Origin of the sequence: Arthrobacter sp. ISL-5, from assembly GCF_018613835.1 — a bacterium.
Taxonomy (GTDB): Bacteria; Actinomycetota; Actinomycetes; order Actinomycetales; family Micrococcaceae; genus Arthrobacter.
Genome location: NZ_JAGGPM010000028.1, coordinates 22,789 through 44,489 on the forward strand (window position 1 = coordinate 22,789; position 21,701 = coordinate 44,489).

The following is a 21,701-nucleotide window of genomic DNA, read 5'->3' on the forward strand; positions in this document are numbered from 1 at the left end:
ACTCAGTAGGCTGTTCAGGTGACTAACTCTGACAACCTACCCGATGCGCAGTCTGTTCCTTCCGGGGGCGCCCTTCAATCCGGGACCACAGTTCCTTCCCACGACGTTGTGATCGGCCTGGACATCGGAGGAACCAAGACGCGAGGAGTCCGCTTCGAACACGGAGTACCCGTCGCCGACGAAAGCGTCGGAAGCTCGAACGTGCAGAATGTCAGCCGCGCAGAAGCGGCTGCACACCTGGCGGAGCTCTTCGCCAAAATAGGCCAGGGCCCCGTGTCCTACGTCTACGCCGGAGCCGGCGGCATCGACACGGACGAGGACGCGGCCGCCCTGGCCGCCCTCATCGAACCGCATGTTCCCGGGGCCAGGATCACCGTGGTCCATGATTCCCGCCTGCTGCTGGCCGCGGGCGGAGCAAGCAGCGGCGTGGCCGTCATCGCAGGCACGGGCTCGGCGGCGTGGGGGCGGAACGGGCGCGGTGAAGAAGCACGGGCCGGCGGCTGGGGCTACCTCCTCGGCGACGAAGGCAGCGGCTACTGGCTGGGCCGGGAGGCCGTCCGCCACAGCCTGCGCCGCATGAACCAGGGCCTGGAACCGGACCAACTGACCCGGGCGCTGCTTGAGTCCTGCGGGGTGGACGACCCCAACAAGCTGATCGCCCTGTTCCACTCCCCCTCCGCGGGCCGCCGTTACTGGGCGCAGCAGGCCAGGCTGGTGGTCGAGGCCGCGGATTCCGGCCACCTGATCAGCCGGCAGCTCGTTGACCAGGCAGGCCATGACCTCGCTGACATGGCGGCGCAGGTACTGCGGCAGCTCGGGCTCGACGGCCCGGTCATCCTCGGCAGCGGGCTGGGCATGAACGTCGTCCGGCTCCAGGACGCATTCCGGAACCGGCTCGCAGCGGCCGGTGTCACGGACGTCCGGGTGCTCGACCAGGATCCCGTCTTCGGTGTCCTGCAGCTCGTGGGCGAACAGGGCTGACGGTCCTGCTTCCCGGCCAACCGTGCAGCGGAGGGCTCAGGACCGGGTCCGGGGCCTGAGCTGCACGCCGGGCAGGGGCGGCGCGGGGATCCTGCCGGCCTCGCGCCCAGCGTCCGGACCATGGCCGCGGACCAGCCCGAACCGGGCACCCGCGGCGGCGTCGTCGGGCAGCGATGCCTGGGCTTCCCAGTCGGCCCGCGCCTGCGCCACCTCCTCATGGGTCCTGCCCACGAAGTTCCACCACATGAGCAGCTCCTCCTGGAGGGGCTCACCGCCAATCAGGAGGAAGCGGGTATCCGGCAGCCCGTCCACGTGGAGCGCCTCACGCCCCTCGCCCAGGTAGCCCAGCGGGCCGGGACCGATGTCCTGGCCATCCACCGTCAGGCCGCCGTCGAGCACCAGGACGGCATGCTCGAACTCCGGATTAAGCGGCAACGCCGCGGCACCGTGGCACCGGACCTCCACGCCCACGATCGGTGTGTACATCGTTGCCGGCGACGAGCCGCCGGCAAAACTCCCCACCATCACCGTTGCGGCGAAACCGGGACCGTGGACCGTGGGCAGGTCACGGTGCTGTTCGAAGGCCGGAGGCCGGTTTCTTTCGGCGTCGGGCAGTGCCACCCAGAGCTGAAGGCCGCGCTGCACCGGAAGCTGCGCACCGCCGTCGTCCGCTCCGCCGCTTTGAGCCCCGCCACCGTGGTGGTCGGCTGCAGCCACTGCCGCCGGCAGGACGGCGAACTCGGAGTGTGCAACTCCGTAGCCGGCCGTCATGATGTTGAGTTCGCCCGGGCGGACGATCACGTCGCTGCCCACGCTGTCCCGGTGCCGTACTTGCCCGGCCAGCGGCCAGGTAACAGTCTGCAGGCCGGTGTGCGGATGCGGCAGCACGGACATCGGCGTCCGGTCCGGGCCAAAGCTGTCCAGGAAACACCAGGCGCCGACGGTCGGCAGGCCGCGCTGCGGCAGGGTGCGCAGCACATTCATGCCGCGGATGCCGCCCAGCGGCACCTCGCGCGCCGGCCACAACTGCACGCAGGGGCCGGTTCCGGTGCCGGCGTCCGGGCCGGCCGGCGGGCACACTTCCTCCTGGGGGAGGACCTCGAGATTCGTCACAGTCCCACTGTAGGACCGCCGCCCGTGGCCGGCATAGGACCGGGTCTACGCTGGATCCATGAGCGTTCACTTCGACACCCGGCCTGCCGCCTACGCCGTCATCATCCGTGACGGCGCCATCCTGCTCGCGTACTGGAAGCAGGACGGCAAGGAAGGCTGGACGCTTCCCGGCGGCGGCCTGGACCTGGCCGAGCATCCGGTGGACGGCTGCACACGGGAAATCTTCGAGGAAACCGGCTACCACGCCGAGATCGGCCCCATGCTCGGGATCGACGTCGGCCATTGGCCGGCGGGCATCAGGCTGGACGGAATCGACAGGGACTTCCAGTCCCTCCGGCTGGTGTATGAGGCAACCGTGACCGGCGGGGAGCTCAGCCACGAGGTGAACGGCACCACTACCCACGCCGCGTGGATTCCGTTGAATGAGGTCGGCTCGCTCAACCGGGTTTCCCTGGTTGATGCGGCCCTGCGGCTGTTCCGTGAGCGCCCGGTCAACGGCAAACTGAGTGATTTCCGTTAGCTGGATTCCCGGGCCTGGTTCACGACCGGATTCCCTGGCATGATTTCCCCGGCGTGATTCCCTAGCCAGGCCGGCTGGGGCTGGCTATCCTAGGGAAGTCTCCGGATGTTTCGGTCCGGGGGGCTTCCATTCGGCATGAACTTCGCAGCGGGGAGGTGGACCTGATGATTGCAGCATTCCTGCGCGCAACGCGCACTCGCAAAAACTCCTTCATTACTCCTGCCCCGGTACTGCGCACCGCCTAAGCGGCATACAGCCGCAGCCTCCGCACCGCCATTCACTAAGCGCATCACCCCGTTGCGGAAGCAGGCCCGGCGCCCGGGGGCCCCACCCGAGGTTCACAGTGAAAAATCCTTCAGGCAATTCAGCAAGCCCAATTCAAGCGTCAACCGAAAAATCACGCCCGTCCACTGACCCCCGCACTGCCCCGGACGGGCTGCGGGGACCCGTCCGCTACGGCTTCACGGAGGCCGCCGCACTGTATTTCGCGGCCCATCCCGTTGACGGCGGGAACGTTCCGGCGCGCGTGGTGCGGGTAGACCGCAACCGCGTGGTGGCCGCCACCGCGGACGGCCTCATGCAGCTGCCCTACCCCTCGGCTGCCAAGCATCCGACGGCCTCGGCCGTCAGGCATCCGACGGCCGGCGCGGGGGAGCCTCCGGCGGCTCCGGCGGTGCCGTCGGCCGGCGACTGGGTCTGGCTCGGGCACAACCGGGCGGGCGAACCCGCCATCGTCGGGGTGCTGCCCCGAACTTCGGAGCTGAGCCGAAAGCGCGCCTACGAAGCCTCCTCCGAAGCCCAGGTCCTCGCCGCCAACATCGATGTGGTGGGCGTCGTGGTGCCGGTAGACCGCCCGCTGACCCACAACAGGCTGGAACGGACCCTCGTTGCCGCCTGGGACTCCGGGGCCACGCCCCTGGTGATCATCACGAAGGCGGACCTGGCGGACATCGCCGACGACGTCGTCGGGAAAGTGATCCTGCAGGCCGCCGGCGTCGACGTGGTGACCACGTCGGCAGAACAGGGCGACGGGTTGGACGAGCTGCTCGCGCATGTGCTGCCGGGCCGGACGCTCGTGCTGCTGGGCCCCTCCGGCGCCGGCAAGTCCACGCTCATCAACGCGCTCGCAGGCCACGACGTCCAGTCGACCGGGGACGTGCGGGCCGCCGACGGCAGGGGACGGCACACCACCACGTCACGGGAGCTCGTGCCGCTGCCCAACGGCGCCGTGCTCATGGACACGCCGGGCGTGCGCGGGTTCGGGCTCTTCGACGCGGACGAGGGCATGGGCGAGATTTTTGGCGACCTGGAGGAGCTCTTCGGGAAGTGCCGCTTTTCCGACTGTGCCCACGATCGGGAGCCGGGCTGCGCTGTCCGCGCCGCGCTGGATGACGAAACCCTCGATACCCGGCGGTGGGCCAGCTACCTGAAGCTGCAGCGCGAACTGGCGGCCCTGAACCGGCGCCATGATGCGGCGGCGCGGAGGGCGTACCAGCGGGAATGGCACCAGAAAGTGGTCGTGGCGGGACGGAGCCAGCGCGCGGCTGAAAGGTACGGTAACCGCTGACCCATCCGGACCGGCGTTGTCTCCGAATGATTACGGTATCCGTGCCGGCAGTTACTTTGCCGCAGGCACTGGTTACGCTTTGTCAAGACGTGCTTTACACCCAAAAATCAGCGTGCTTATGATCAGTTCGCTTGACCGTCCGATGTTGCCGCCCAACAGTTAGGTAAGCCCGGGAATGGCCGAAGCCATGATTGAGTTCCAGAGCGTCACCAAGCAGTACCAGAGCGGGCAGCCGGCGGTGGATGAGTTGAGCATGTCCATCGACCAAGGCTCCATCACGGTGTTCGTCGGACCATCAGGCTGCGGCAAGACAACCTCCCTGCGCATGATCAACCGGATGGTCGAGCCCACCTCCGGAACCATCACGGTCGGCGGCAGGGACGTCACCACGGTGCCGGCCGCCGAACTCCGGCGGTCCATGGGTTACGTCATGCAGTCATCCGGGCTCATGCCGCACCGCTCGGTCCTGGACAACATTGCCACGGTGCCGCGCCTGAACGGCGTGTCCAAGGCGGATGCACGCAAGCGTGCGGAGGAACTGCTCGACGTCGTGGGACTGGCCTCGGGGCTGGGAAAGCGGTACCCGTCCCAGCTCTCCGGCGGGCAGCAGCAGCGCGTCGGCGTGGCGCGGGCGCTTGCGGCCGATCCGCCGGTGCTCCTTATGGACGAGCCCTTCAGCGCAGTGGACCCGGTGGTGCGGGACGAACTCCAGCAGGAGCTCCTGCGGCTGCAGCGCGATCTTGCCAAGACGATTGTTTTTGTCACGCACGACATCGACGAAGCCACGGTCCTTGGGGACAAGGTGGCGGTCTTCGCCGTCGGCGGCAAACTGGCGCAGTACGCCACTCCGGAGGAGATCCTGCGCGCCCCGGCCAACGACTTCGTGGCCTCCTTCGTGGGCCGCGACCGCGGGTTCCGGCACCTTGCGTTCACCACTGCCGACGGCGTCGCCGTCCATCCGGTGCCGACAGTCACCAGGGACGGCGGCGCGGCCGGGCGTCCGGAGGCCGCAGACGGCTGGCGGCTTGTGGTGGACGCGGAAGCGCGGCCGCTGGGCTGGGAAGGCCCGGGCCCCGACTCCGAACTCATTCCTGGCGGTTCGCTGTTCCGGGCGGGAGACACCCTCCGGCGCGCCCTGGACTCCGCCCTGTCTTCGCCGTCCGGGCTGGGCGTCGCCGTGGATGATGCCGGCCGGGTCGCGGGCGTCGTCAGGGCGGCCGAAGTGCTGGCCGTCATCGAATCGGCCCGCCAGATCCGCCAGGGCGCGCTCTGATGGAGTGGTTCCTGGCGAACAGCGGAATGGTCTTTGAACGGGCCGGACAGCATCTGGTCCTGGCCCTGGTTCCGATGGTCCTGGGCCTGCTGATCTCCATTCCGCTGGCCCAGTTGTCACGGCGGCACCCCGCGCTCAGGTCCCTGGTGACCACCGTCAGTTCACTCCTGTACACCATTCCCTCGCTGGCGCTTTTCATCATCCTGCCGCCGCTGCTGGGGACCCGGATCTTGGACCCGATCAACGTCGTTGTTGCCCTGACCATCTATGCAGTGGCCCTCCTGGTTCGGGCGGCCATGGATGCCTTCGATTCCGTGGATGACGACCTCCGGCAGGCCGCGGTGGCCATGGGCTACAAGCCGGCGGCCCGTTTCCTGCAGATCGACCTGCCGCTGTCCCTGCCGGTGCTTTTTGCAGGCCTCCGCGTGGTTTCCGTGAGCAATATATCCCTGGTGAGCGTCGCCGCGCTGCTCGGGGTGGGAAATCTCGGCATTCTGTTCACGGACGGGCTGCAGCGGACCTTCGTCACCGAAGTGGTGGTGGGCATCGTCGCCATCCTGCTGCTGGCGCTGCTGATGGACGCGGTGCTGGTTCTGCTGGAGAGGCTGCTCACGCCGTGGACCCGGGTATCGGCCGGGTCGGCCAGGACTGATACGAAGTCGAGCGCCGAACTCATCGCCGAAACCAAGGTGCATGCAGGAGCTAGGCCATGAGCAACATCTTCACCGAGACCTTCGCCTGGCTCGCGGACCCCGAACACTGGACGGGGAGGTCCGGCATCGCCACGCGGCTGCTGGAACACCTGCAGTACAGCGGCCTGGTCCTTGTCATCGCCGCGGCCATCGCAGTTCCGGTGGGCCTCTACATCGGGCACACCGGCAGGGGACGGGTTGCCGCCGTGGCCGTTGCCGGCGCCCTGCGAGCCCTGCCCACGCTCGGACTCCTGGTGCTGTTTGCCCTGATCGCCGGAAGCGGCCTCATGCCGCCCGTGTGGGCGCTGGTGATCCTCACCGTCCCGCCGCTGCTCGCCGGCACCTACGCCGGCATCTCCAGCGTGGACCCCACGGTGGTGGATGCGGCGCGGGCCGTGGGCATGAAGGAACTGCAGATCCTCTTCGGCGTGGAGCTTCCCAACGGACTCCAGGTGATGTTCGGCGGCATCCGCACGGCCGTGCTCCAGGTGATCGCCACCGTGTCCGTCGTGGCCTACCTCCCGCTGGGCGGCCTCGGCCGCTACCTCTTCGACGGACTGGTCCTGCAGGACTTTCCGCGGATGCTGGCGGGCTCGCTGCTGATCGCGGGCCTGGCGATCGCCGTCGACCTCATCCTGGCCGCAGTACAGAGGCTGCTGGTTTCCCCCGGACTTTCCACCGGTTCCAAGGGCGGCCGCAAGGCCGCCACCGATCTCACGGCTGCCGCACCCGCGGCGGCCGCTGTTCAAGGAGGCACCCCATGAAGCACCCCATCCGCACGACCCTCACCCGCCGTGGCCTGGGCGGCCTCGCCGCAGGTGTCGGCATCGCCCTGACCCTGTCCGCCTGCGGCGGCGGCAATCCGCTCTCTTCCCCCACCACCACCGCAGGCAGCGCGACGGCGGGCGGCTCCCTCGTGGTCGGCTCTGCAGACTTCCCCGAGAGCCAGATCATCGCGGAGATCTACGCCGGCGCCCTGAACCAGGCCGGCATCACGGCCACCACAAAGCCCAACATCGGCTCCCGTGAGATCTACTTCAAGGCTGTCCAGGACGGTTCCGTTGACGTCGTTCCGGACTATTCCGGAAACCTGCTCTCCCATGTGGATGCCGAGGCTCCCGAAGTCGCCGCCGAGGAGATCTACAAGGCACTGCCGGACAAGCTTCCCCAGGGCCTCGGAGTGCTGGAACCGGCCAAGGCCGAGTCCAAGGACGCCATGGTGGTCACCAAGGCCACCGCCGAAAAGCACCAGCTGAAATCCATCGAGGACCTGGCCAAGGTCTGCAAGGACTTCACCATGGCAGCGCCGGCCACGTTCGAGACCCGGGCCTACGGGTTCCCCGGGCTGAAGAAGAACTACGGCTGCGAACTCAAGGCACTCAAGCCGTTCAGCGACGGCGGCGGCAACCTGACGCTCCAGGCCCTCCTGACGGACGACGTGCAGGTGGCAGACATCTACACCACCACCCCCTCCATCGCGGACAACGACCTGGTGGTGCTGGACGACCCCAAGAACAACTTCAAGGCGCAGCAGGTGCTGCCCCTCTACAACGAGGCCAAGATGACGGACAAGGCCAAAGAGGCGCTGAACAGCGTCTCCAAGATCCTGACCACTGAAGACCTTATCAACCTCAACCGCGCAGTCAGCGGCACCCAGAAGCAGAATGCAAAGGATGCCGCCGCGGCCTGGCTCAAGGACAAGGGCATCGTCAAGTAGCACCGGTTAGGGAGCGCAGTGCCTTAGGGAGCGCAGTGCCGCCCGGCACCGGAGCGCCCCCTGACCCATAACAAAAGCTCGACGGCGGCTGCCGGACTCCTCCGGAAACGGGAGTACCGGCAGCCGCCGTCGGCATCTGAGCGGGGCACCGGACTGCGCCGGTCCGCCGGCGCAGTGTGAGCCAAGTCTCCGCGGAAGTACATCCCGCATATGGCATATTTGATGAATGGCAGAATTCAAGCAGTCCACCAAGCTTCATAATGTCCTTTACGACATCCGTGGACCGATTCTTCAGGCCGCCCAGCAGATGGAGGCAGAGGGTCACCGCATCCTCAAACTGAACATCGGAAACCCGGCCCCCTTCGGTTTTGAAGCGCCGGACGCGATCCTGGTGGACATGATCCGCCACCTGCCTCATGCCCAGGGGTACAGCGACTCCCGCGGCATTTTCTCGGCCCGCACGGCCGTCTCGCAGTACTACCAGACGCGCGGCATCCAGAACATCCATGTGGACGACATCTACCTCGGCAACGGCGTCAGCGAGCTCATCACCATGTCGCTGATGGCGCTGCTCGAGGAGGGGGATGAAATCCTGATCCCCACGCCGGACTATCCGCTGTGGACCGCCTCGGTGGCGCTGGCCGGCGGCCGTCCGGTGCACTACCTCTGCGATGAGGAATCGGGCTGGCAGCCGGACCTCGACGATCTCGAAGCAAAGATCACGCCGCGCACCAAGGGCATCGTGGTCATCAACCCGAACAACCCCACCGGCGCCGTGTATCCGGAGGGCACGCTGCGCAAGATCGTGGCGCTGGCGGAAAAGCACGGCCTGGTCATCTTCGCCGACGAGATCTACGAGAAGATCCTGTACGAGGATGCCGTTCACGTGAACATGGCCGGCCTCACCGGCGACGATGTCCTGTGCCTGACGTTCAGCGGGCTGTCCAAGGCCTACCGCGTCTGCGGCTACCGCGCGGGCTGGATGGGCATTTCCGGGCCGAAGAAGGACGCCTCGGATTACCTCGAAGGCATCAACCTGCTCGCCAACATGCGGTTGTGCGCCAACGTTCCCGCGCAGCACGCCATCCAGACGGCGCTGGGCGGCTACCAAAGCATCAACGACCTGATCCTGCCCGGCGGCCGGCTGCTCGAGCAGCGGAACAAGGCCTACGACATGCTCAACGCCATTCCCGGCGTCAGCACCCAGCAGGCCAGGGGTGCCCTGTACCTGTTCCCGAAGCTCGATCCCGAGGTCTTCCACATCCGGGACGACGAAAAGTTCGTCCTGGACCTGCTGAAGGAGCAGAAAATCCTGGTGTCCCACGGCCGGGCCTTCAACTGGGTGCGGCCCGACCACTTCCGGATGGTGACCCTGCCGAACGTCAAGGACATCGAGGAAGCAATCGGACGCATGGGAGACTTCCTCAGCAGGTATCCGGGGAACTAGCCTGTTCCCACATACAACCTGTGGAAAGAGGTCCCCATGGCCGGCGTCGTGGAATTCGAGAAGTTCCCCTCCGGAACTTTGAAGGTGGGCAAGGGGTTCAGGCTTGCGGACGTCGATCCGGACTCGACGCCTGGCTACACGGGCAACAAAGCCGACGGCGAGGTCCTGCTCGACGACCTTGACGGCAAGCTGGCCGAATTGCAGGAGCAACTGTTCGCAGAGTCCAAATTCGGGGGCACCAAGAGGGTCCTGCTGGTCCTGCAGGGAATGGATACCGCAGGCAAGGGCGGGATCGTGAAGCACGTGCTGGGCGCCATGGATCCTCAGGGCGTCCAGTTCAAGTCCTTCAAGGCGCCCACGCCGGAAGAAAAGGCATACGACTTTCTCTGGCGGATCGAAAAGGAAGTGCCTGCGGCCGGCATGCTGGGTGTCTTCGACCGCTCCCACTACGAGGATGTCCTGATCCATCGCGTCCACGGGTGGGCCGACCCGAAGGAAATCCAGCGGCGCTACGACGCCATCAACGAGTTCGAGGCCCGGCAGACGGCAGTGGGCACCAGAGTCATCAAAGTCATGCTGAACATCAGCAATGATGAGCAGAGGGAGCGGCTGCTGGCGCGGCTGGACAAGCCGGAGAAGCACTGGAAATACAACACGGGGGACCTGAAGGAGCGCGCCTTCTGGGATGACTATGTGGCGGCGTATCAGGCTGCGTTCGATGCGACCAACACGGAACACGCCCCTTGGTACGTAGTGCCCGCGAACAAGAAGTGGTACGCCCGGATTGCGGTGCAGCAGTTGCTGCTCGAGGCGCTGATGGAGCTCAAGCTGGAGTGGCCCAAGGCTGAGTTCGACGTCGAGGCCGAGCGGCGTCTGGCCGAGAGGTCCTGAGCGGCGCCTGGCTGGTCCGCTTGCGCGGTGCCAGGCTGTCCTTGCGGGGCGTTAGCTGTCCTTGCGGGCAGCTGCGAGCCTCTTGCGGGCGCCCTCGAGCCACTCTTCACACCGCTTGGCCATTGCCTCGCCCCGCTCCCAAAGTGCCAGTGAGTCTTCGAGGCTGGTCCCGCCTGCTTCGAGCTTGGACACGACGCCCACCAGCTGTTCCCTGGCTTCTTCGTAGCTGAGGGACTCGATGTCTGACTGGCCGGCGGAAGCCGCCGCGCTGGAGGGGTCGGTGCCGATGGAGTGGTCTGTCATGTTGGTCTGGCCTGTCGTGTCGGTGGGGTGGGTTCCGTTGGTCTGGCTGGTGCCGCTGGTTGGGTCGCTCACGGGGCTCCTTGGAACGTGGGGTCAGGCATCGGCGCATCGGGTCCGCCGGTGGACTCGGCGCCGAACCGCCCGCCGGCAACACGGATGGAGAGCCCGGTTCCGCGGGGAGCCTGCGAAGGATGGCGCACCACAGTGCCGCCCGCGCCGGCGGAAACCTTGCTGCCGGATAGCTGGACCACGGCGTAGCCACGGTCCAGGGTCTGCTGCGGTGACAGGGACCGGACCTGCGCCTGCAGATGGACCAGCTGATCGGCCGCTCGGGTGACGGCTGCGGTGATGGCTGCGGTGGAACGGCGGGTGAGCCGGTCCACCTCCTCGGCGCGTGCGGTGACCATGCCTTCCGGAGCCGCGAGCACGGGGCGGGAGCGCACCGCCGCAAGGCGATCGGTTTCCCGGGCCACGAGCTGCGTGACAGAGCGGCGCAGCTGGGCTTCGGCCTGCCGGACCCTGGCGAGTTCCTCCGAGACTTCGGGGACAATCCGCTTGGCGGCATCCGTGGGGGTGGACGCCCGGAGATCCGCCACGTCGTCGAGGATGGGGCGGTCGGCCTCGTGGCCGATGGCGCTGACAACGGGTGTACGCGCCGCGGCCACGGCGCGGATGAGTTCCTCGCTGCTGAAGGGCAGAAGGTCCTCCAGCGCCCCGCCGCCCCGGGCGATGACGATGACGTCGACGTCGGCGCGGGCGTCGAGTTCCCGGAGTGCCCCGACCACCTGCGAGACTGCCGTGTTTCCCTGGACTGCGACTTCGCGGATCTCGAATTCGACCGCGGGCCAGCGCAGGGCGGCGTTGCGGAGGACATCCTTCTTGGCATCGGAGTCGCGCCCGGTGATGAGGCCGATCCGGTGGGGGAGCAGCGGCAGACGCTTTTTCCGCGACTCGGCAAAGAGGCCTTCGGCGGCGAGGGCATGCCGCAGGCGCTCGATCCGTGCGAGGAGGTCGCCGAGGCCCACGGGGCGGATGTCCTTGACTGACATGTTCAGTCGCCCGGTCTTCAGCCAGAATTCGGCCTTGAGGAGGGCCACCACCCTGCTGCCGCGTTCAAGCGGCGTTTCCTGGCGGTCCAGGACGTTGGACCAGATTGACGCGGGCAGCGAAATTTCGGCATCCACGTCCCTGAGGGTGAGGAATGCGCTGCTGCCGCGCCGGTTCAGCTCAATGACCTGTCCCTCGACCCAGGCTGCCGGTGCCCGCTCGATGTGGGTCTTCAGTTTCTGGGAGAGCAACTGCAGCGGCCAGGGGTTGTCCGGCGTCGTTTCTGCCGCGGTGGCAGGCACCGTGGTGGGCCCGGCGGCCGGCACGGTGGCATTTTCAGCCATGTGCAGCCCCGATGGCGGTGATTGCCTGTTGCATGTGGCGGTCCTTTGCCTTCGCGGTGGGTTAACCAACTCTATCCATAGCTCTACCACCGGGCGGCGACATTTTTGATCGGGAGGCGGCGCCCCTAGGATGGCAGTGTCCCAACGACAAGCCAGGAACCCGACCAGCTAGGAATCCCTTGCGCTCTTTTGTTGCGGCCTTGGCCGTCATCCTTGGTCTGCTGTTGTCCGCCGTTGCCGTTCCGGCCATCTGGGTTGACCGCAACATCGTGCAGGAGGATGGCTTTGTGGCCCTCGCGGCACCACTGGGCAAGGACCCGGCCTTTCAGAAGGGGCTGGCGACCGCCGCGGTGGGGAGCATCGATGCGGGGGCCACGCTCCCCGGTCCGGTGGCCCAACTGGTGCGTCCGGTGCTGGAATCGGCGGCCGCATCGCTCACCGGCTTGCCGGAGTACCCGGCCGCCTGGGAAGAAACGCTGCGAAAGAGCCACCGCCTCAACTTCGTTGACCCGGCAACGCTGCCGCCCGAAGCGGACTCCGCCACCACCCTGACCCTTGATGTGGCCCCCCTCGTTGCGCTGGCGACACAGCAGATCTCCGACAAGGTGGGCGTCCCGCTGGAGGCTCCGAAGCAGACGCTTATTAATATCGGACAGTCCAGCCAGCGCCAGCTGATCGAACGCGTTTCCGCGTACTCACCGGTCGGTTACAGCCTTGCCTTCGGTGCCGGTGTGGCGTTTTTGCTGGCGCTCGTGACGGCCCGGCGCCGCTGGAAAGTGCTGGCAGTGATCGGCCTGGGCGGGCTGGGACTGGCCGGACTGTGGACGTTGGCATCCGGCTGGGCTTCGGACGCTGTGACAAGTACTGCCAGCGGAAACGAGATGGCGGACCTCTTCAAACGGGAGTTCGTGGCGGCGGCAGCCGGAGGGTTTGCGTCCTGGATCCTGGCCACGTCGGTGGCCGGCGCAATTCTCCTGGCGGCGGGGCTGCTCATCCGGGTCATCGGGCGCTCTGCACGCCGGGTGTGAGCCAGCTCTAACCCGCCCGGGCCGAAGTCCGTCAACCGGTAGCATGGAGAAATGACCTCCTCAGCAGTTTCCCTTTCGATGCCAACAGTCCCGCGCAGGCGGCGTTCGCCGGAGGAAGTGCTGGCGGCGGCGCCGGTGGCCGGCCCCAAGAAAGTTCTGCTGGCGGCTCCCCGCGGATACTGCGCCGGCGTGGACCGCGCCGTCATCGCCGTCGAGAAGGCGCTGGAGCACTACGGCCCGCCCGTCTACGTCCGCAAGCAGATTGTCCACAACGTGCACGTGGTCAGTTCGCTCGAGGAGCAGGGGGCCATCTTCGTCGATGAAACCGATGAGGTCCCGGAAGGCGCCCTGGTCATCTTCTCCGCCCACGGAGTGTCTCCGGCCGTCGTCCAGTCCGCGGAGGACCGCGGACTGCGCACCATCGACGCCACATGCCCCTTGGTGACCAAAGTCCACAAGGAAGCAGTCCGCTTTGCGAAGGACGACTTCGACATCCTGCTGATCGGCCATGACGGCCACGAGGAAGTGGAAGGCACCGCCGGAGAAGCGCCGGAGCACATCCAGATCATCAATGGCCCGCATGAAGTGGACAAAGTGACTGTCCGGGACCCGGAGAAGGTCATCTGGCTTTCCCAGACCACCCTCAGCGTCGACGAAACCATGGAAACTGTCCGGCTCCTTAAGGAGCGTTTCCCCACGCTCCAGGACCCGCCCAGCGATGACATCTGCTACGCCACCACCAACCGGCAGGTTGCCATCAAGAAGATCTCCCCGCAGGCGGACCTGGTAATCGTGGTCGGCTCCGCGAACTCGTCCAATTCCGTGCGCCTGGTGGAAGTGGCGCTCGAATACGGCGCCAAGGCCTCCTACCGCGTGGATTTCGCCAACGAGGTGGACGAAGCCTGGTTTGAGGGCGTCGCCACGGTGGGAGTCACCTCGGGAGCGTCCGTTCCGGAAGTTCTCGTCAAGGATGTCCTCCGTCTGCTGTCCGACTACGGCTACGACGCCGTGGAGGAAGTTGTCACCGCGGAAGAGGACCTGCTTTTCTCCCTGCCGAAGGAACTTCGTGCCACGCTCAAGAAGGCCGGGGACGTCTCACGGGCGCTCGGTGGCAGGCGTTCAAACTAGGTCCTGCCCCTAGGCTGCGTCTTCTTCCGCCTCCGCCTCCGGTTCTCCGCCTTCCCTGCCCTGGACTGTGGTGCCCTGGACTGAGCTTCCCTGCACGGCGCCCAGCTGACCCGTTGCCTGGTCCCTGGACTGAAGCTCGGGCGCCGAAACGGACCGCGGGGTGACCTGGACGGCCGGCGGCGTGACCAGCCCGGCGGCGTCCAGGGCATTCAGCTTCCGGGCCGTGGGGAGGACCCGGGCCTCCAAGGTGCCGACCATCGAGTTGTAGCGGTCCACGGAGGATTTCAGGGACGACCCCAGCTTGCTGACGTTTTCGCCGAGAGTCCCCATGCGTTCGTACAGTTGCCGGGCGAGCTCGAACAGTTCGCGGGCGCTGTCTGTGAGGACGTCCTGGCGCCAGGTGAACGCAACGGACTTGAGCACCGCCAGCAGGGTGCCGGGGGAGGCAAGCACCACGTTCTTGGAGAGTGCATGGTCCAGCAGGGCGGGATCGGCGGAGAGCGCGGCGGCGAGGATGGACTCGGCGGGCAGGAAACAGATGACAAGCTCCGGTGAGTTTCCCGAGATGTCCCAGTACTTCTTGCTGCTGAGGGCATCCACGTGGGCTTTGAGGGCCTTTGCGTGTGCGGCCATGAGATCCTGCTGGGAGGACTGGCTCAGCCCCGGCCGGTCGCCGGCCGGCTGGCCGAGCTCCTGCGCCTGGAGGTATGCGGACAGCGGCACCTTGGCGTCCACGACGAGCTGCTTGTCACCCGGAAGCTGAACCACGAGGTCCGGACGGACCGAGGCCTCAGCCCCGGAACTGTGGAGCTGCTCGTGGAAATCGACGTGGCGGAGCATGCCGGCGGCCTCCACCACCCGGCGCAACTGGACTTCGCCCCACTGGCCGCGTGCGCTGTTGGAGCGGAGCGCCGATTCGAGGGCGTGCGTGGAGCGCATCAGCTGTTCGTCCGAGAGCCTGGCCTCCTGCAGCTGCTGTGCCAGCTGCCCGTACTGTTCCAGCCGGTCCCGCTCCAGCAGGGAGACCTGCTGCTGCACGGCAGTCAGCTTTTCCGCCACCGGTGCCAGGGCCCGCAGCACACTGCCGTCCTGCTGGCGGGACTCACCCAGCTCCCGGTTTTGTGCTGCTAGAAGTCTCCGCTCCGCGTCGGCGGCGGCGAACTGGGCGCTCACGTCAGACAGCCGCGCCGAAACGCCGTCGAAGTCGGCTTCCAGGGCGGCACTCCGGCGGCGCAAGGCCGTGTAAGCGAAGGCAGCGCCTGCCAAGGCGCCCAGCAACAGCATCAGTAGGGCAAGAATGACTGCAAAAGGTTCCATGCCTTCACTGTGGCATGCAGGTGTGACATTTTTGCCGAAGGCAACGGCACCGCAGCTACGCGCGGGCCGCCGGGCTTGCTGTCCGGAGCCCGTCACCGGTCGAGGCGACCCTCGGGCGGCCGCATGGTTCCGGACCGATTACCGGTAGAATCAATGTCCGTGGCTCTTACTATTGGCATCGTCGGACTGCCCAACGTCGGCAAATCAACTCTTTTCAACGCACTGACCCGCAATCAGGTGCTGGCAGCGAACTACCCGTTCGCCACCATCGAACCGAATGTCGGCGTCGTGAACCTGCCGGATCCCCGCCTGGCGAAGCTGGCGGAAATCTTTGGTTCCCAGCGGCTGCTGCCGGCCCCGGTGTCCTTCGTGGACATCGCCGGCATCGTGAAAGGTGCGTCGGAGGGTGAAGGCCTGGGCAACAAGTTCCTCGCCAACATCCGCGAGGCCGAGGCCATCGCGCAGGTTGTCCGCGTGTTCGATGACCCCGATGTCATTCACGTCGACGGCAAGGTGGATCCCCGCTCGGATATGGAGACCATCAACACCGAGCTGATCCTGGCCGACCTGCAGACCATCGAAAATGCGATTCCCCGGATCGAAAAAGAAGTCAAGATCAAGAAGCGGGAAGCCGCCGAGCTGGCGGCCATCAAGGCGGCCCAGGCTGTCCTGGAACGTGGCGACACTATTTTCGCCTCGGTCAAGAGCGACAAACTGGAGATGGAGCACCTCAAGGAGCTCAGCCTCCTGACCGCCAAGCCCTTCATCTACGTCTTCAACGCGGACGAAGGGATCCTCGGCAGCCCGGAAAAGCAGGAGGAGCTGCGTGCCCTCGTGGCACCGGCGGACTGCATCTTCCTCGACGCCAAGCTGGAATCCGACCTCGTGGAGCTGGATGAGGAAGAAGCCCGCGAGATGCTGGAGATGAACGGGCAGGACGAATCCGGACTGGACCAGCTCGCCCGCGTCGGGTTCCACACCCTCGGGCTGCAGACCTACCTGACGGCCGGTCCCAAGGAAACCCGCGCGTGGACCATCCACCAAGGCGACACGGCGCCGCAGGCCGCCGGCGTCATCCACTCCGATTTCCAGCGCGGATTCATCAAGGCCGAAGTCGTCTCCTTCGACGACCTCATCGCTGCCGGTTCCATGGCCGAGGCGAAGTCCCGCGGCAAGGTCCGCATCGAAGGCAAGGAATATGTGATGGCCGACGGCGACGTCGTCGAATTTAGATTCAATGTGTAACCGAGTTCCGCTTCAATGTGAGCAAGTAGTCGAGCGAATTGCCGGTTAGCCCCGACGGGCGACATCTTGGCTCAGAATATTAGGCCAGGTTTCGACATCTCCTGGGGTGCGGGCGAGCGTCAGCGTTGCTTGCGGGAGCAGTGCGGCAAGGGATTCTGCGGTTGACAGCGGGTGGCCCGGATCATCGACCCACGCCAAGATTGTCGTCGGTACGTCGATTCGCGCGACGGCCTCAGGAGCAGGCAGATCGCTGAGTGCCGCGCCTCGAAACAACGACGGCAATAGGGCGTCGGCGACGTCGGGCACCGTCTCCGGCGCACCAATTGTGGCCGGCGGCGGTGTTGCTCCGCGCGTGGTGGCGAGGAATGCCTCGACACCGTCAGATTCGATAAGCGCCGCGGCAACTCGGTAGTTTGCAGCCTGTGCAGGTCGGGTTTCCCACGCGGTGGGTGGCACCATAAGCGTGAGCCCAGTAAAGCGGTCTGGCTCGCGGGAAGCGGCGTGCAAGAGTGTGCCGGTACCCATGGAGGGACCAACTCCGTGGACACGTTCGCCTGGGAACCAGTGATCGAGCAGTCGCAGGAGGTCTTCGGCGAGGCTTTGCCATTGATAGTCCTCGGGGACCTTCCGCCCCGTCGACCGGCCATGGCCGCGTGCGTCGTACCGCAGCAGTCGGGTTCCACTAAGCCCTCGACCGAGGTCGAGGTTGAGCACCCGGTCGTGCGCGCGGCTTGAAGTAAGGCCATGCAGTTGCACAATTGGGTGTCCACCTTCGTCGCTCAAAGCAACCGCAAGCTCGGCTCCGGGAACCTCGAAAGTGGGCATCAGGCTCCTCGGTTCGTGACTGGCCGCGTCACCTCGAGCGGCCGCGTTGAGCATTCAGGCTATCTGGGGCGATAGGATACTGCCATGCGGCTGACCAACGTCACGCACCTGCGCCTACCGTTCGGACGACTTTGGGGCTACGACGTCAGTGTGTCTGCGCTCGACCGGCGTCTTCCAGTGTCCTTTGACCAGCGGCTCCATGTGGGGGCAGGTGACCGCCCCGGCTCCTGGATGGCATTGTCTTTTCGGCTGCCTACACCAACTCGTCGTGAGTCAATTGCCGATGCCTGGCTGGCTGTCGTCGCCCGTCATGGCACACTGCGAACGGCATTCGTTCCTGGTGTGGATGGTGATCCGGAGCTTCACGAAATTGATATTGGTCCGGGAACCTGGGTCGAGCATCAGGTATCTCCTGGTCAGGCCGTCAATGACGCGGTGCGGGACATTCTCGATGCCGCATGTTCGCCATACCAACAGCCCTCACACCGGCTGTGCGTATTGGAGACTGCTGCTGGACTCACCGTCGTGATTGCGGCCGACCACGCCCACGTCGATATGTGGTCGATGCTGGTGATCGCGCGCGACCTGCTGTCGGCGCTCGATGGTGGGAGGGCGGGCCGTGAACCATTGCCGGGGCCAGCGCCCGCATTTGTTGAACACACGCAAGCACTGCTAGATCGGAATGCGGCCCCGGACCACGTGCGTCACCGATGGGAAGACATCATCGGGGACAGCGGCGGCGTAATGCCCCGATTCCCACTGCCCCTGGGTGCGCCCCATCCGCAGCGCGAGCGTGTAGAAGTGCGCGATGTGTTCGATCTCGACGACGGTGCCGCATTTGCTGCGCAGGCCCGCAACGACGGTGTCTCGACGCTCGCACTCGCTGTGGTTGCGATGACTGCGGTGACCCGCGAGTTGGCGGGAACCCCGCTGCGAGCCGTTTTTCCCGTGCACAGCCGCTTCGACGACAACTGGCATGACTCAGTCGGCTGGTTCATTACTAATTCGGTACTTGAGTCGGCGGTCGCCGAGCCGCACGCTGCGGCGGCCGCGGTAAAAGAGGCTGTGCAGCTTGGCTCGTGGCCGCTCGCGGACGTGCTGGCTCCATGGTGCGGCATGCCCGTAGCTCCGGGTATGTTCGCGATCTCCTGGCTGGACCTGCGCAGACTGCCGGTGCGAATCGACTCCGTCGGACTCGACGCCCATTATGTGAGCGCGACAATGGACACCGACAGCGTCATGCTTTGGTTCATCCTGGACGAGTCCGGTTTGCACTTGAGATGCCGTTATCCCGACACCGTTGAGGCTCGAGCCAACGTCGGCGGATGGCTTGATCTGCTGGTCGCTCGTTTGCAGGCGGATGCGCGATCCTCGGTTCGAGGACTGCTGCGGGTGGCGGGCCGGACCTTCAGGCTGGAACGGGCGACTCGCGATGATGTTGAGGCCATCGCCGCGCTGCTGTCTGATGATCAGTTCGGTCCCGATCGTGAGTGCGTCGAGCTCGAACGATACGAGGCGGCCTACAACGTGGTTGTTCGCGATAGTTCCAACTATCTGGGGGTTGTCCGCAATGGTGCCGATCGCATCGTTGCCACGATGCAATTGACCGTCATTCCAGGTCTTTCCCGGGGTGGTTCTTCCCGACTACAGATCGAGGGACTGCGAGTTGCGGCCGCGGAACGTTCACATGGCTTGGGCACCGCGATGCTTGAGTGGGCACACAATTTTGGGCGTGCGCGTGGGGCGCAACTGGCACAGGTGACCACCGACGAAGCACGGGAACGGGCTCGAGCCTTCTACACCCGACTCGGATATCGGACTGCCCACGTCGGGCTGAAACGGAGCATATAGGCACCTTCTCTGCGCGTCGTTGGTGAGTTTCGAGTAACTACGGGTCCAGCCCTACGACTGACGGCAGCTTGTGGACCTCAGCTCAGCACGCGGGCGGTCACGCCGGGCAGTTCGTTGAACCGCGGCTCCTGATCGGTGGTGACGAGGATCGGCCCAGTGGCCCGGGCAGTGGCGGCGATGGTCTGATCGTGCCCCAGCTGAGTGATTGAGAATTAACACTCAAAAGCCCCGATCCCTTGGATCGGGGCTTTGTTGTGATTGGCTTGCATAGCTGTCAACGTTGCACAGGGCAAGGAATCCTTACGACAATTCCTCCGCGGTTCCGGGTAGGTTGCATCTCGGTAACAACCTTTACTGAGGGACAACTTTCGGACCGCGGGGGCGGGGTTGGGGTCTAGGCTACATCTCATGTGAGACACGCCACATGCTCACTGGGGGGATTTGGCGGTCTGGCCGGCGCCTACAGCGGCGGTCTTTTCCACACTAAAAGAAACAAGGAGGCGGAATGCGCTTCGGTCGTATTTCCAAAGCAGTGGGCGTTGCAGCTGTTGCTGCTCTTGCCCTCAGCGCCTGCGCGGGCAACACCGGGACAACCCCGACCAGCGCCGCAGCCGGTAAGCAGGGTGGCAACGCCACCGTTGTTGAAGTCAACGCTTTCTCGTCGTTCAACCAGGGATCTGCCGACGGAAACAGCGACATCAACGGCAACATCAGCTACATCACCCGCTCGGGCTTCTACTACGTGGACGACAAACTCAACATTGTCCACAACGACAAGTTCGGCAAATACGAAAAGGTCTCAGATGATCCGCTGACGGTCAAATACACCGTCAATGAAGGCGTGAAGTGGTCCGACGGCGAAGCTATCGACGCCGGCGACCTCCTCCTCTCCTGGGCGGCCAACTCCGGTTACTACGACGACGCTGACGCCGACGCGAAGACCGGCACCACGTACTTCACCACCGCCGCCGACACCAGCGGGCTCAACCTGACCGAGTTCCCGGAAATCGGCGACGACGGCCGGTCCATCACCCTGAAGTACGCCAAGCCCTTCGCTGACTGGGAAATCGCCTTTGACATGGACATGCCGGCACACGTCGTGGCCAAGAAGGGCGGCCTGGCAGACGAGAAGGCACTGATCGACCTCCTCAAGAAGACTCCGCGCGGCGACTCCAAGGCACCGAAGGTCAACGCCGAACTCAAGAAGGTTGCGGACTTCTGGAACTCCGGCTTCGACTCCAAGACGCTGCCGAGCGATCCGTCCCTGTACCTCTCGAGCGGGCCCTACATCGTCAAGAGCATCGAGCAGGATGCGTCCATGACCCTCGTTAAGAACAAGGACTACACCTGGGGTCCCGAGGCCCACCTGGATGAAATCACCATCCGCTACATCGGCTCAGCACCGGCAGCGGTCCAGGCGCTCAAGAACGGCGAGGCGGACATCATCGCCCCGCAGCCCTCGGCCGACACCCTGGAACAGCTCAAGGCACTGGAGAGCCAAGGCGTAACCACCGAGAGCTACGGCGAACTTGCCTACGACCACCTGGACCTGAACTTCTCCGGCCCCTTCAAGGACAAGAAAGTCCGTGAAGCGTTCATGAAGACGGTCCCGCGCCAGGACATCGTGGACAAGATCGTCAAGAAGCTCGATCCGAATTCCAAGCCGCTGGATTCCGAGCTCTTCCTGCCCTCGCAGGCCAAGTACGCCGACGCCGTCAAGAACAACGGTTCCGCGAACTACGCTTCCGTTGACATCGCCGGCGCCAAGGAACTCCTCGCCGGAGCAACTCCGGAAATCAAGATCATGTACAACAAGGACAACCCCAACCGGGTCGACGCCTTCTCCCTGATCCGCGAATCGGCTGCCAAAGCCGGCTTCAAGATCGTCGACGGCGGCCTGGGAGCGTCCGACTGGAGCGGCACCCTGGGTGACGGCAGCTACGATGCCACCATCTTCGGCTGGATCAACTCCGGTGTCGGCGTGTCCGGCGTTCCGCAGATCTTCAAGAGCACCGGCGGCAGCAACTTCAACGGGTTCAAGAGCGCCGAAGCGGACAAGCTCATGGACGAGTTGATCGTCACCACGGACAAGGGCAAGCAGGATGAACTGACCGCCCAGATCGACAAGCTCATCTGGGACGAAGCCTATGGCGTTCCCCTGTTCCAGACGGTCGGCGTTGCCGCTATCAGCGACCGCTTCACCGGCGTGAAGTCCAGCCCCGGCCAGCGCGGAGTCTGGTGGAATGTTTGGGACTGGCAGGTCAAGTAAGCCTCCGGGCCCAAGCCTGACGGGCTAGTGCAGGCGCCGGGACCACATGCACCACGGTCCCGGCGCTTTCTAGCGCCAAGGCGACCACCCGCACTGGCCGATTAACGGGTCCGTGCGCGGTGGAGAACCATGACGGCGAGCTG

The 21,701-nt window shown here is 65.5% G+C and carries 19 protein-coding genes; 14 read left to right on the top strand and 5 right to left on the bottom strand.

Annotated features, from left to right (window positions below; translation table 11 throughout):
- Nucleotides 1-18 precede the first annotated feature (18 nt).
- The gene (locus J7I89_RS15030) at nucleotides 19-981 is read left to right on the top strand and encodes a BadF/BadG/BcrA/BcrD ATPase family protein (RefSeq protein WP_214971865.1); all 963 of its coding nucleotides are present in this window, start codon (nucleotides 19-21) and stop codon (nucleotides 979-981) included.
- Between the two features lie 36 nt (nucleotides 982-1,017).
- Here J7I89_RS15030 and J7I89_RS15035 read toward each other — a convergent pair whose 3' ends face one another.
- Nucleotides 1,018-2,094 carry a pirin family protein gene (locus J7I89_RS15035; protein ID WP_214971866.1) on the bottom strand — a complete coding sequence of 359 codons (1,077 nt, stop codon included), beginning with the start codon at nucleotides 2,092-2,094 and terminating at the stop codon, nucleotides 1,018-1,020.
- A gap of 58 nt (nucleotides 2,095-2,152) precedes the next feature.
- On the opposite strand from J7I89_RS15035, the gene J7I89_RS15040 reads away from it, so the two are divergent.
- From J7I89_RS15040 to J7I89_RS15075, 8 genes are all read left to right on the top strand, one after another.
- Nucleotides 2,153-2,614, top strand: a complete 462-nt coding sequence (locus tag J7I89_RS15040; protein WP_214971867.1) for an NUDIX hydrolase — start codon at nucleotides 2,153-2,155, stop codon at nucleotides 2,612-2,614.
- A 343-nt stretch (nucleotides 2,615-2,957) separates the two neighbouring features.
- Nucleotides 2,958-4,181, top strand: coding sequence for a ribosome small subunit-dependent GTPase A (rsgA, locus tag J7I89_RS15045; RefSeq protein ID WP_214971868.1), 1,224 nt, complete (start codon nucleotides 2,958-2,960; stop codon nucleotides 4,179-4,181).
- Nucleotides 4,182-4,356: 175 nt separating this feature from the next.
- Nucleotides 4,357-5,454, top strand: a complete 1,098-nt coding sequence (locus J7I89_RS15050; RefSeq protein WP_285290227.1) for an ABC transporter ATP-binding protein — start codon at nucleotides 4,357-4,359, stop codon at nucleotides 5,452-5,454.
- Nucleotides 5,454-6,167, top strand: coding sequence for an ABC transporter permease (locus J7I89_RS15055; RefSeq protein WP_214971869.1), 714 nt, complete (start codon nucleotides 5,454-5,456; stop codon nucleotides 6,165-6,167). Before J7I89_RS15050 ends, J7I89_RS15055 begins: the two co-directional genes overlap by 1 nt.
- Nucleotides 6,164-6,910 carry an ABC transporter permease gene (locus tag J7I89_RS15060; protein WP_214971870.1) on the top strand — a complete coding sequence of 249 codons (747 nt, stop codon included), beginning with the start codon at nucleotides 6,164-6,166 and terminating at the stop codon, nucleotides 6,908-6,910. The genes J7I89_RS15055 and J7I89_RS15060 overlap by 4 nt, the downstream gene beginning before the upstream one ends.
- The gene (locus tag J7I89_RS15065; RefSeq protein WP_214971872.1) at nucleotides 6,907-7,863 is read left to right on the top strand and encodes an ABC transporter substrate-binding protein; all 957 of its coding nucleotides are present in this window, start codon (nucleotides 6,907-6,909) and stop codon (nucleotides 7,861-7,863) included. The genes J7I89_RS15060 and J7I89_RS15065 overlap by 4 nt, the downstream gene beginning before the upstream one ends.
- A 226-nt stretch (nucleotides 7,864-8,089) precedes the next feature.
- Nucleotides 8,090-9,310, top strand: a complete 1,221-nt coding sequence (locus tag J7I89_RS15070; protein WP_214971875.1) for a pyridoxal phosphate-dependent aminotransferase — start codon at nucleotides 8,090-8,092, stop codon at nucleotides 9,308-9,310.
- 36 nt (nucleotides 9,311-9,346) lie between these two features.
- Nucleotides 9,347-10,201, top strand: coding sequence for a polyphosphate kinase 2 family protein (locus J7I89_RS15075; RefSeq protein ID WP_214971877.1), 855 nt, complete (start codon nucleotides 9,347-9,349; stop codon nucleotides 10,199-10,201).
- 51 nt (nucleotides 10,202-10,252) lie between these two features.
- Here J7I89_RS15075 and J7I89_RS15080 read toward each other — a convergent pair whose 3' ends face one another.
- Nucleotides 10,253-10,504 (bottom strand): exodeoxyribonuclease VII small subunit, encoded by a 252-nt coding sequence (locus J7I89_RS15080; RefSeq protein WP_214972112.1) that lies wholly within the window; start codon nucleotides 10,502-10,504, stop codon nucleotides 10,253-10,255.
- Between the two features lie 68 nt (nucleotides 10,505-10,572).
- Complete coding sequence (gene xseA, locus J7I89_RS15085) at nucleotides 10,573-11,895, bottom strand: exodeoxyribonuclease VII large subunit (RefSeq protein ID WP_214971878.1); 1,323 nt, start codon at nucleotides 11,893-11,895, stop codon at nucleotides 10,573-10,575.
- 179 nt (nucleotides 11,896-12,074) lie between these two features.
- Between xseA and J7I89_RS15090 the strand changes: the two genes are divergently transcribed.
- Entirely contained in the window at nucleotides 12,075-12,923 is an 849-nt protein-coding gene (locus J7I89_RS15090) for a hypothetical protein (RefSeq protein ID WP_214971879.1), read from the top strand.
- Between the two features lie 51 nt (nucleotides 12,924-12,974).
- Nucleotides 12,975-14,051 carry a 4-hydroxy-3-methylbut-2-enyl diphosphate reductase gene (locus J7I89_RS15095; RefSeq protein WP_056636064.1) on the top strand — a complete coding sequence of 359 codons (1,077 nt, stop codon included), beginning with the start codon at nucleotides 12,975-12,977 and terminating at the stop codon, nucleotides 14,049-14,051.
- A gap of 9 nt (nucleotides 14,052-14,060) precedes the next feature.
- Here J7I89_RS15095 and J7I89_RS15100 read toward each other — a convergent pair whose 3' ends face one another.
- Complete coding sequence (locus J7I89_RS15100; protein ID WP_251045378.1) at nucleotides 14,061-15,368, bottom strand: DNA recombination protein RmuC; 1,308 nt, start codon at nucleotides 15,366-15,368, stop codon at nucleotides 14,061-14,063.
- 159 nt (nucleotides 15,369-15,527) lie between these two features.
- On the opposite strand from J7I89_RS15100, the gene ychF reads away from it, so the two are divergent.
- Nucleotides 15,528-16,613: a redox-regulated ATPase YchF gene (ychF, locus tag J7I89_RS15105; RefSeq protein ID WP_104136879.1), complete on the top strand. Its 1,086-nt coding sequence runs from the start codon at nucleotides 15,528-15,530 to the stop codon at nucleotides 16,611-16,613.
- A gap of 45 nt (nucleotides 16,614-16,658) precedes the next feature.
- Here ychF and J7I89_RS15110 read toward each other — a convergent pair whose 3' ends face one another.
- Nucleotides 16,659-17,438 carry an alpha/beta fold hydrolase gene (locus J7I89_RS15110; RefSeq protein ID WP_214971880.1) on the bottom strand — a complete coding sequence of 260 codons (780 nt, stop codon included), beginning with the start codon at nucleotides 17,436-17,438 and terminating at the stop codon, nucleotides 16,659-16,661.
- A gap of 84 nt (nucleotides 17,439-17,522) precedes the next feature.
- Here J7I89_RS15110 and J7I89_RS15115 point away from each other — a divergent pair, with 84 nt between their 5' ends.
- Both J7I89_RS15115 and J7I89_RS15120 read left to right on the top strand, forming a co-directional pair.
- Nucleotides 17,523-19,289 (top strand): GNAT family N-acetyltransferase, encoded by a 1,767-nt coding sequence (locus J7I89_RS15115; protein ID WP_214971881.1) that lies wholly within the window; start codon nucleotides 17,523-17,525, stop codon nucleotides 19,287-19,289.
- 505 nt (nucleotides 19,290-19,794) lie between these two features.
- Entirely contained in the window at nucleotides 19,795-21,558 is a 1,764-nt protein-coding gene (locus J7I89_RS15120; RefSeq protein ID WP_214971883.1) for an ABC transporter family substrate-binding protein, read from the top strand.
- Nucleotides 21,559-21,701: the final 143 nt, after the last annotated feature.

Excerpts from the sequence above, each read along its gene's own strand:
- J7I89_RS15040 (WP_214971867.1), top strand. The coding sequence starts at position 2,153 with ATGAGCGTTCACTTCGACACCCGGCCTGCCGCCTACGCCGTCATCATC.
- J7I89_RS15050 (WP_285290227.1), top strand. The coding sequence starts at position 4,357 with ATGGCCGAAGCCATGATTGAGTTCCAGAGCGTCACCAAGCAGTACCAG.
- J7I89_RS15055 (WP_214971869.1), top strand. The coding sequence starts at position 5,454 with ATGGAGTGGTTCCTGGCGAACAGCGGAATGGTCTTTGAACGGGCCGGA.
- J7I89_RS15060 (WP_214971870.1), top strand. The coding sequence starts at position 6,164 with ATGAGCAACATCTTCACCGAGACCTTCGCCTGGCTCGCGGACCCCGAA.
- J7I89_RS15065 (WP_214971872.1), top strand. The coding sequence starts at position 6,907 with ATGAAGCACCCCATCCGCACGACCCTCACCCGCCGTGGCCTGGGCGGC.
- J7I89_RS15070 (WP_214971875.1), top strand. The coding sequence starts at position 8,090 with ATGGCAGAATTCAAGCAGTCCACCAAGCTTCATAATGTCCTTTACGAC.
- J7I89_RS15075 (WP_214971877.1), top strand. The coding sequence starts at position 9,347 with ATGGCCGGCGTCGTGGAATTCGAGAAGTTCCCCTCCGGAACTTTGAAG.
- J7I89_RS15080 (WP_214972112.1), bottom strand. The coding sequence starts at position 10,504 with ATGACAGACCACTCCATCGGCACCGACCCCTCCAGCGCGGCGGCTTCC.
- xseA (WP_214971878.1), bottom strand. The coding sequence starts at position 11,895 with ATGGCTGAAAATGCCACCGTGCCGGCCGCCGGGCCCACCACGGTGCCT.
- J7I89_RS15095 (WP_056636064.1), top strand. The coding sequence starts at position 12,975 with ATGACCTCCTCAGCAGTTTCCCTTTCGATGCCAACAGTCCCGCGCAGG.
- J7I89_RS15100 (WP_251045378.1), bottom strand. The coding sequence starts at position 15,368 with ATGGAACCTTTTGCAGTCATTCTTGCCCTACTGATGCTGTTGCTGGGC.
- J7I89_RS15110 (WP_214971880.1), bottom strand. The coding sequence starts at position 17,438 with ATGCCCACTTTCGAGGTTCCCGGAGCCGAGCTTGCGGTTGCTTTGAGC.
- J7I89_RS15115 (WP_214971881.1), top strand. The coding sequence starts at position 17,523 with ATGCGGCTGACCAACGTCACGCACCTGCGCCTACCGTTCGGACGACTT.
- J7I89_RS15120 (WP_214971883.1), top strand. The coding sequence starts at position 19,795 with ATGCGCTTCGGTCGTATTTCCAAAGCAGTGGGCGTTGCAGCTGTTGCT.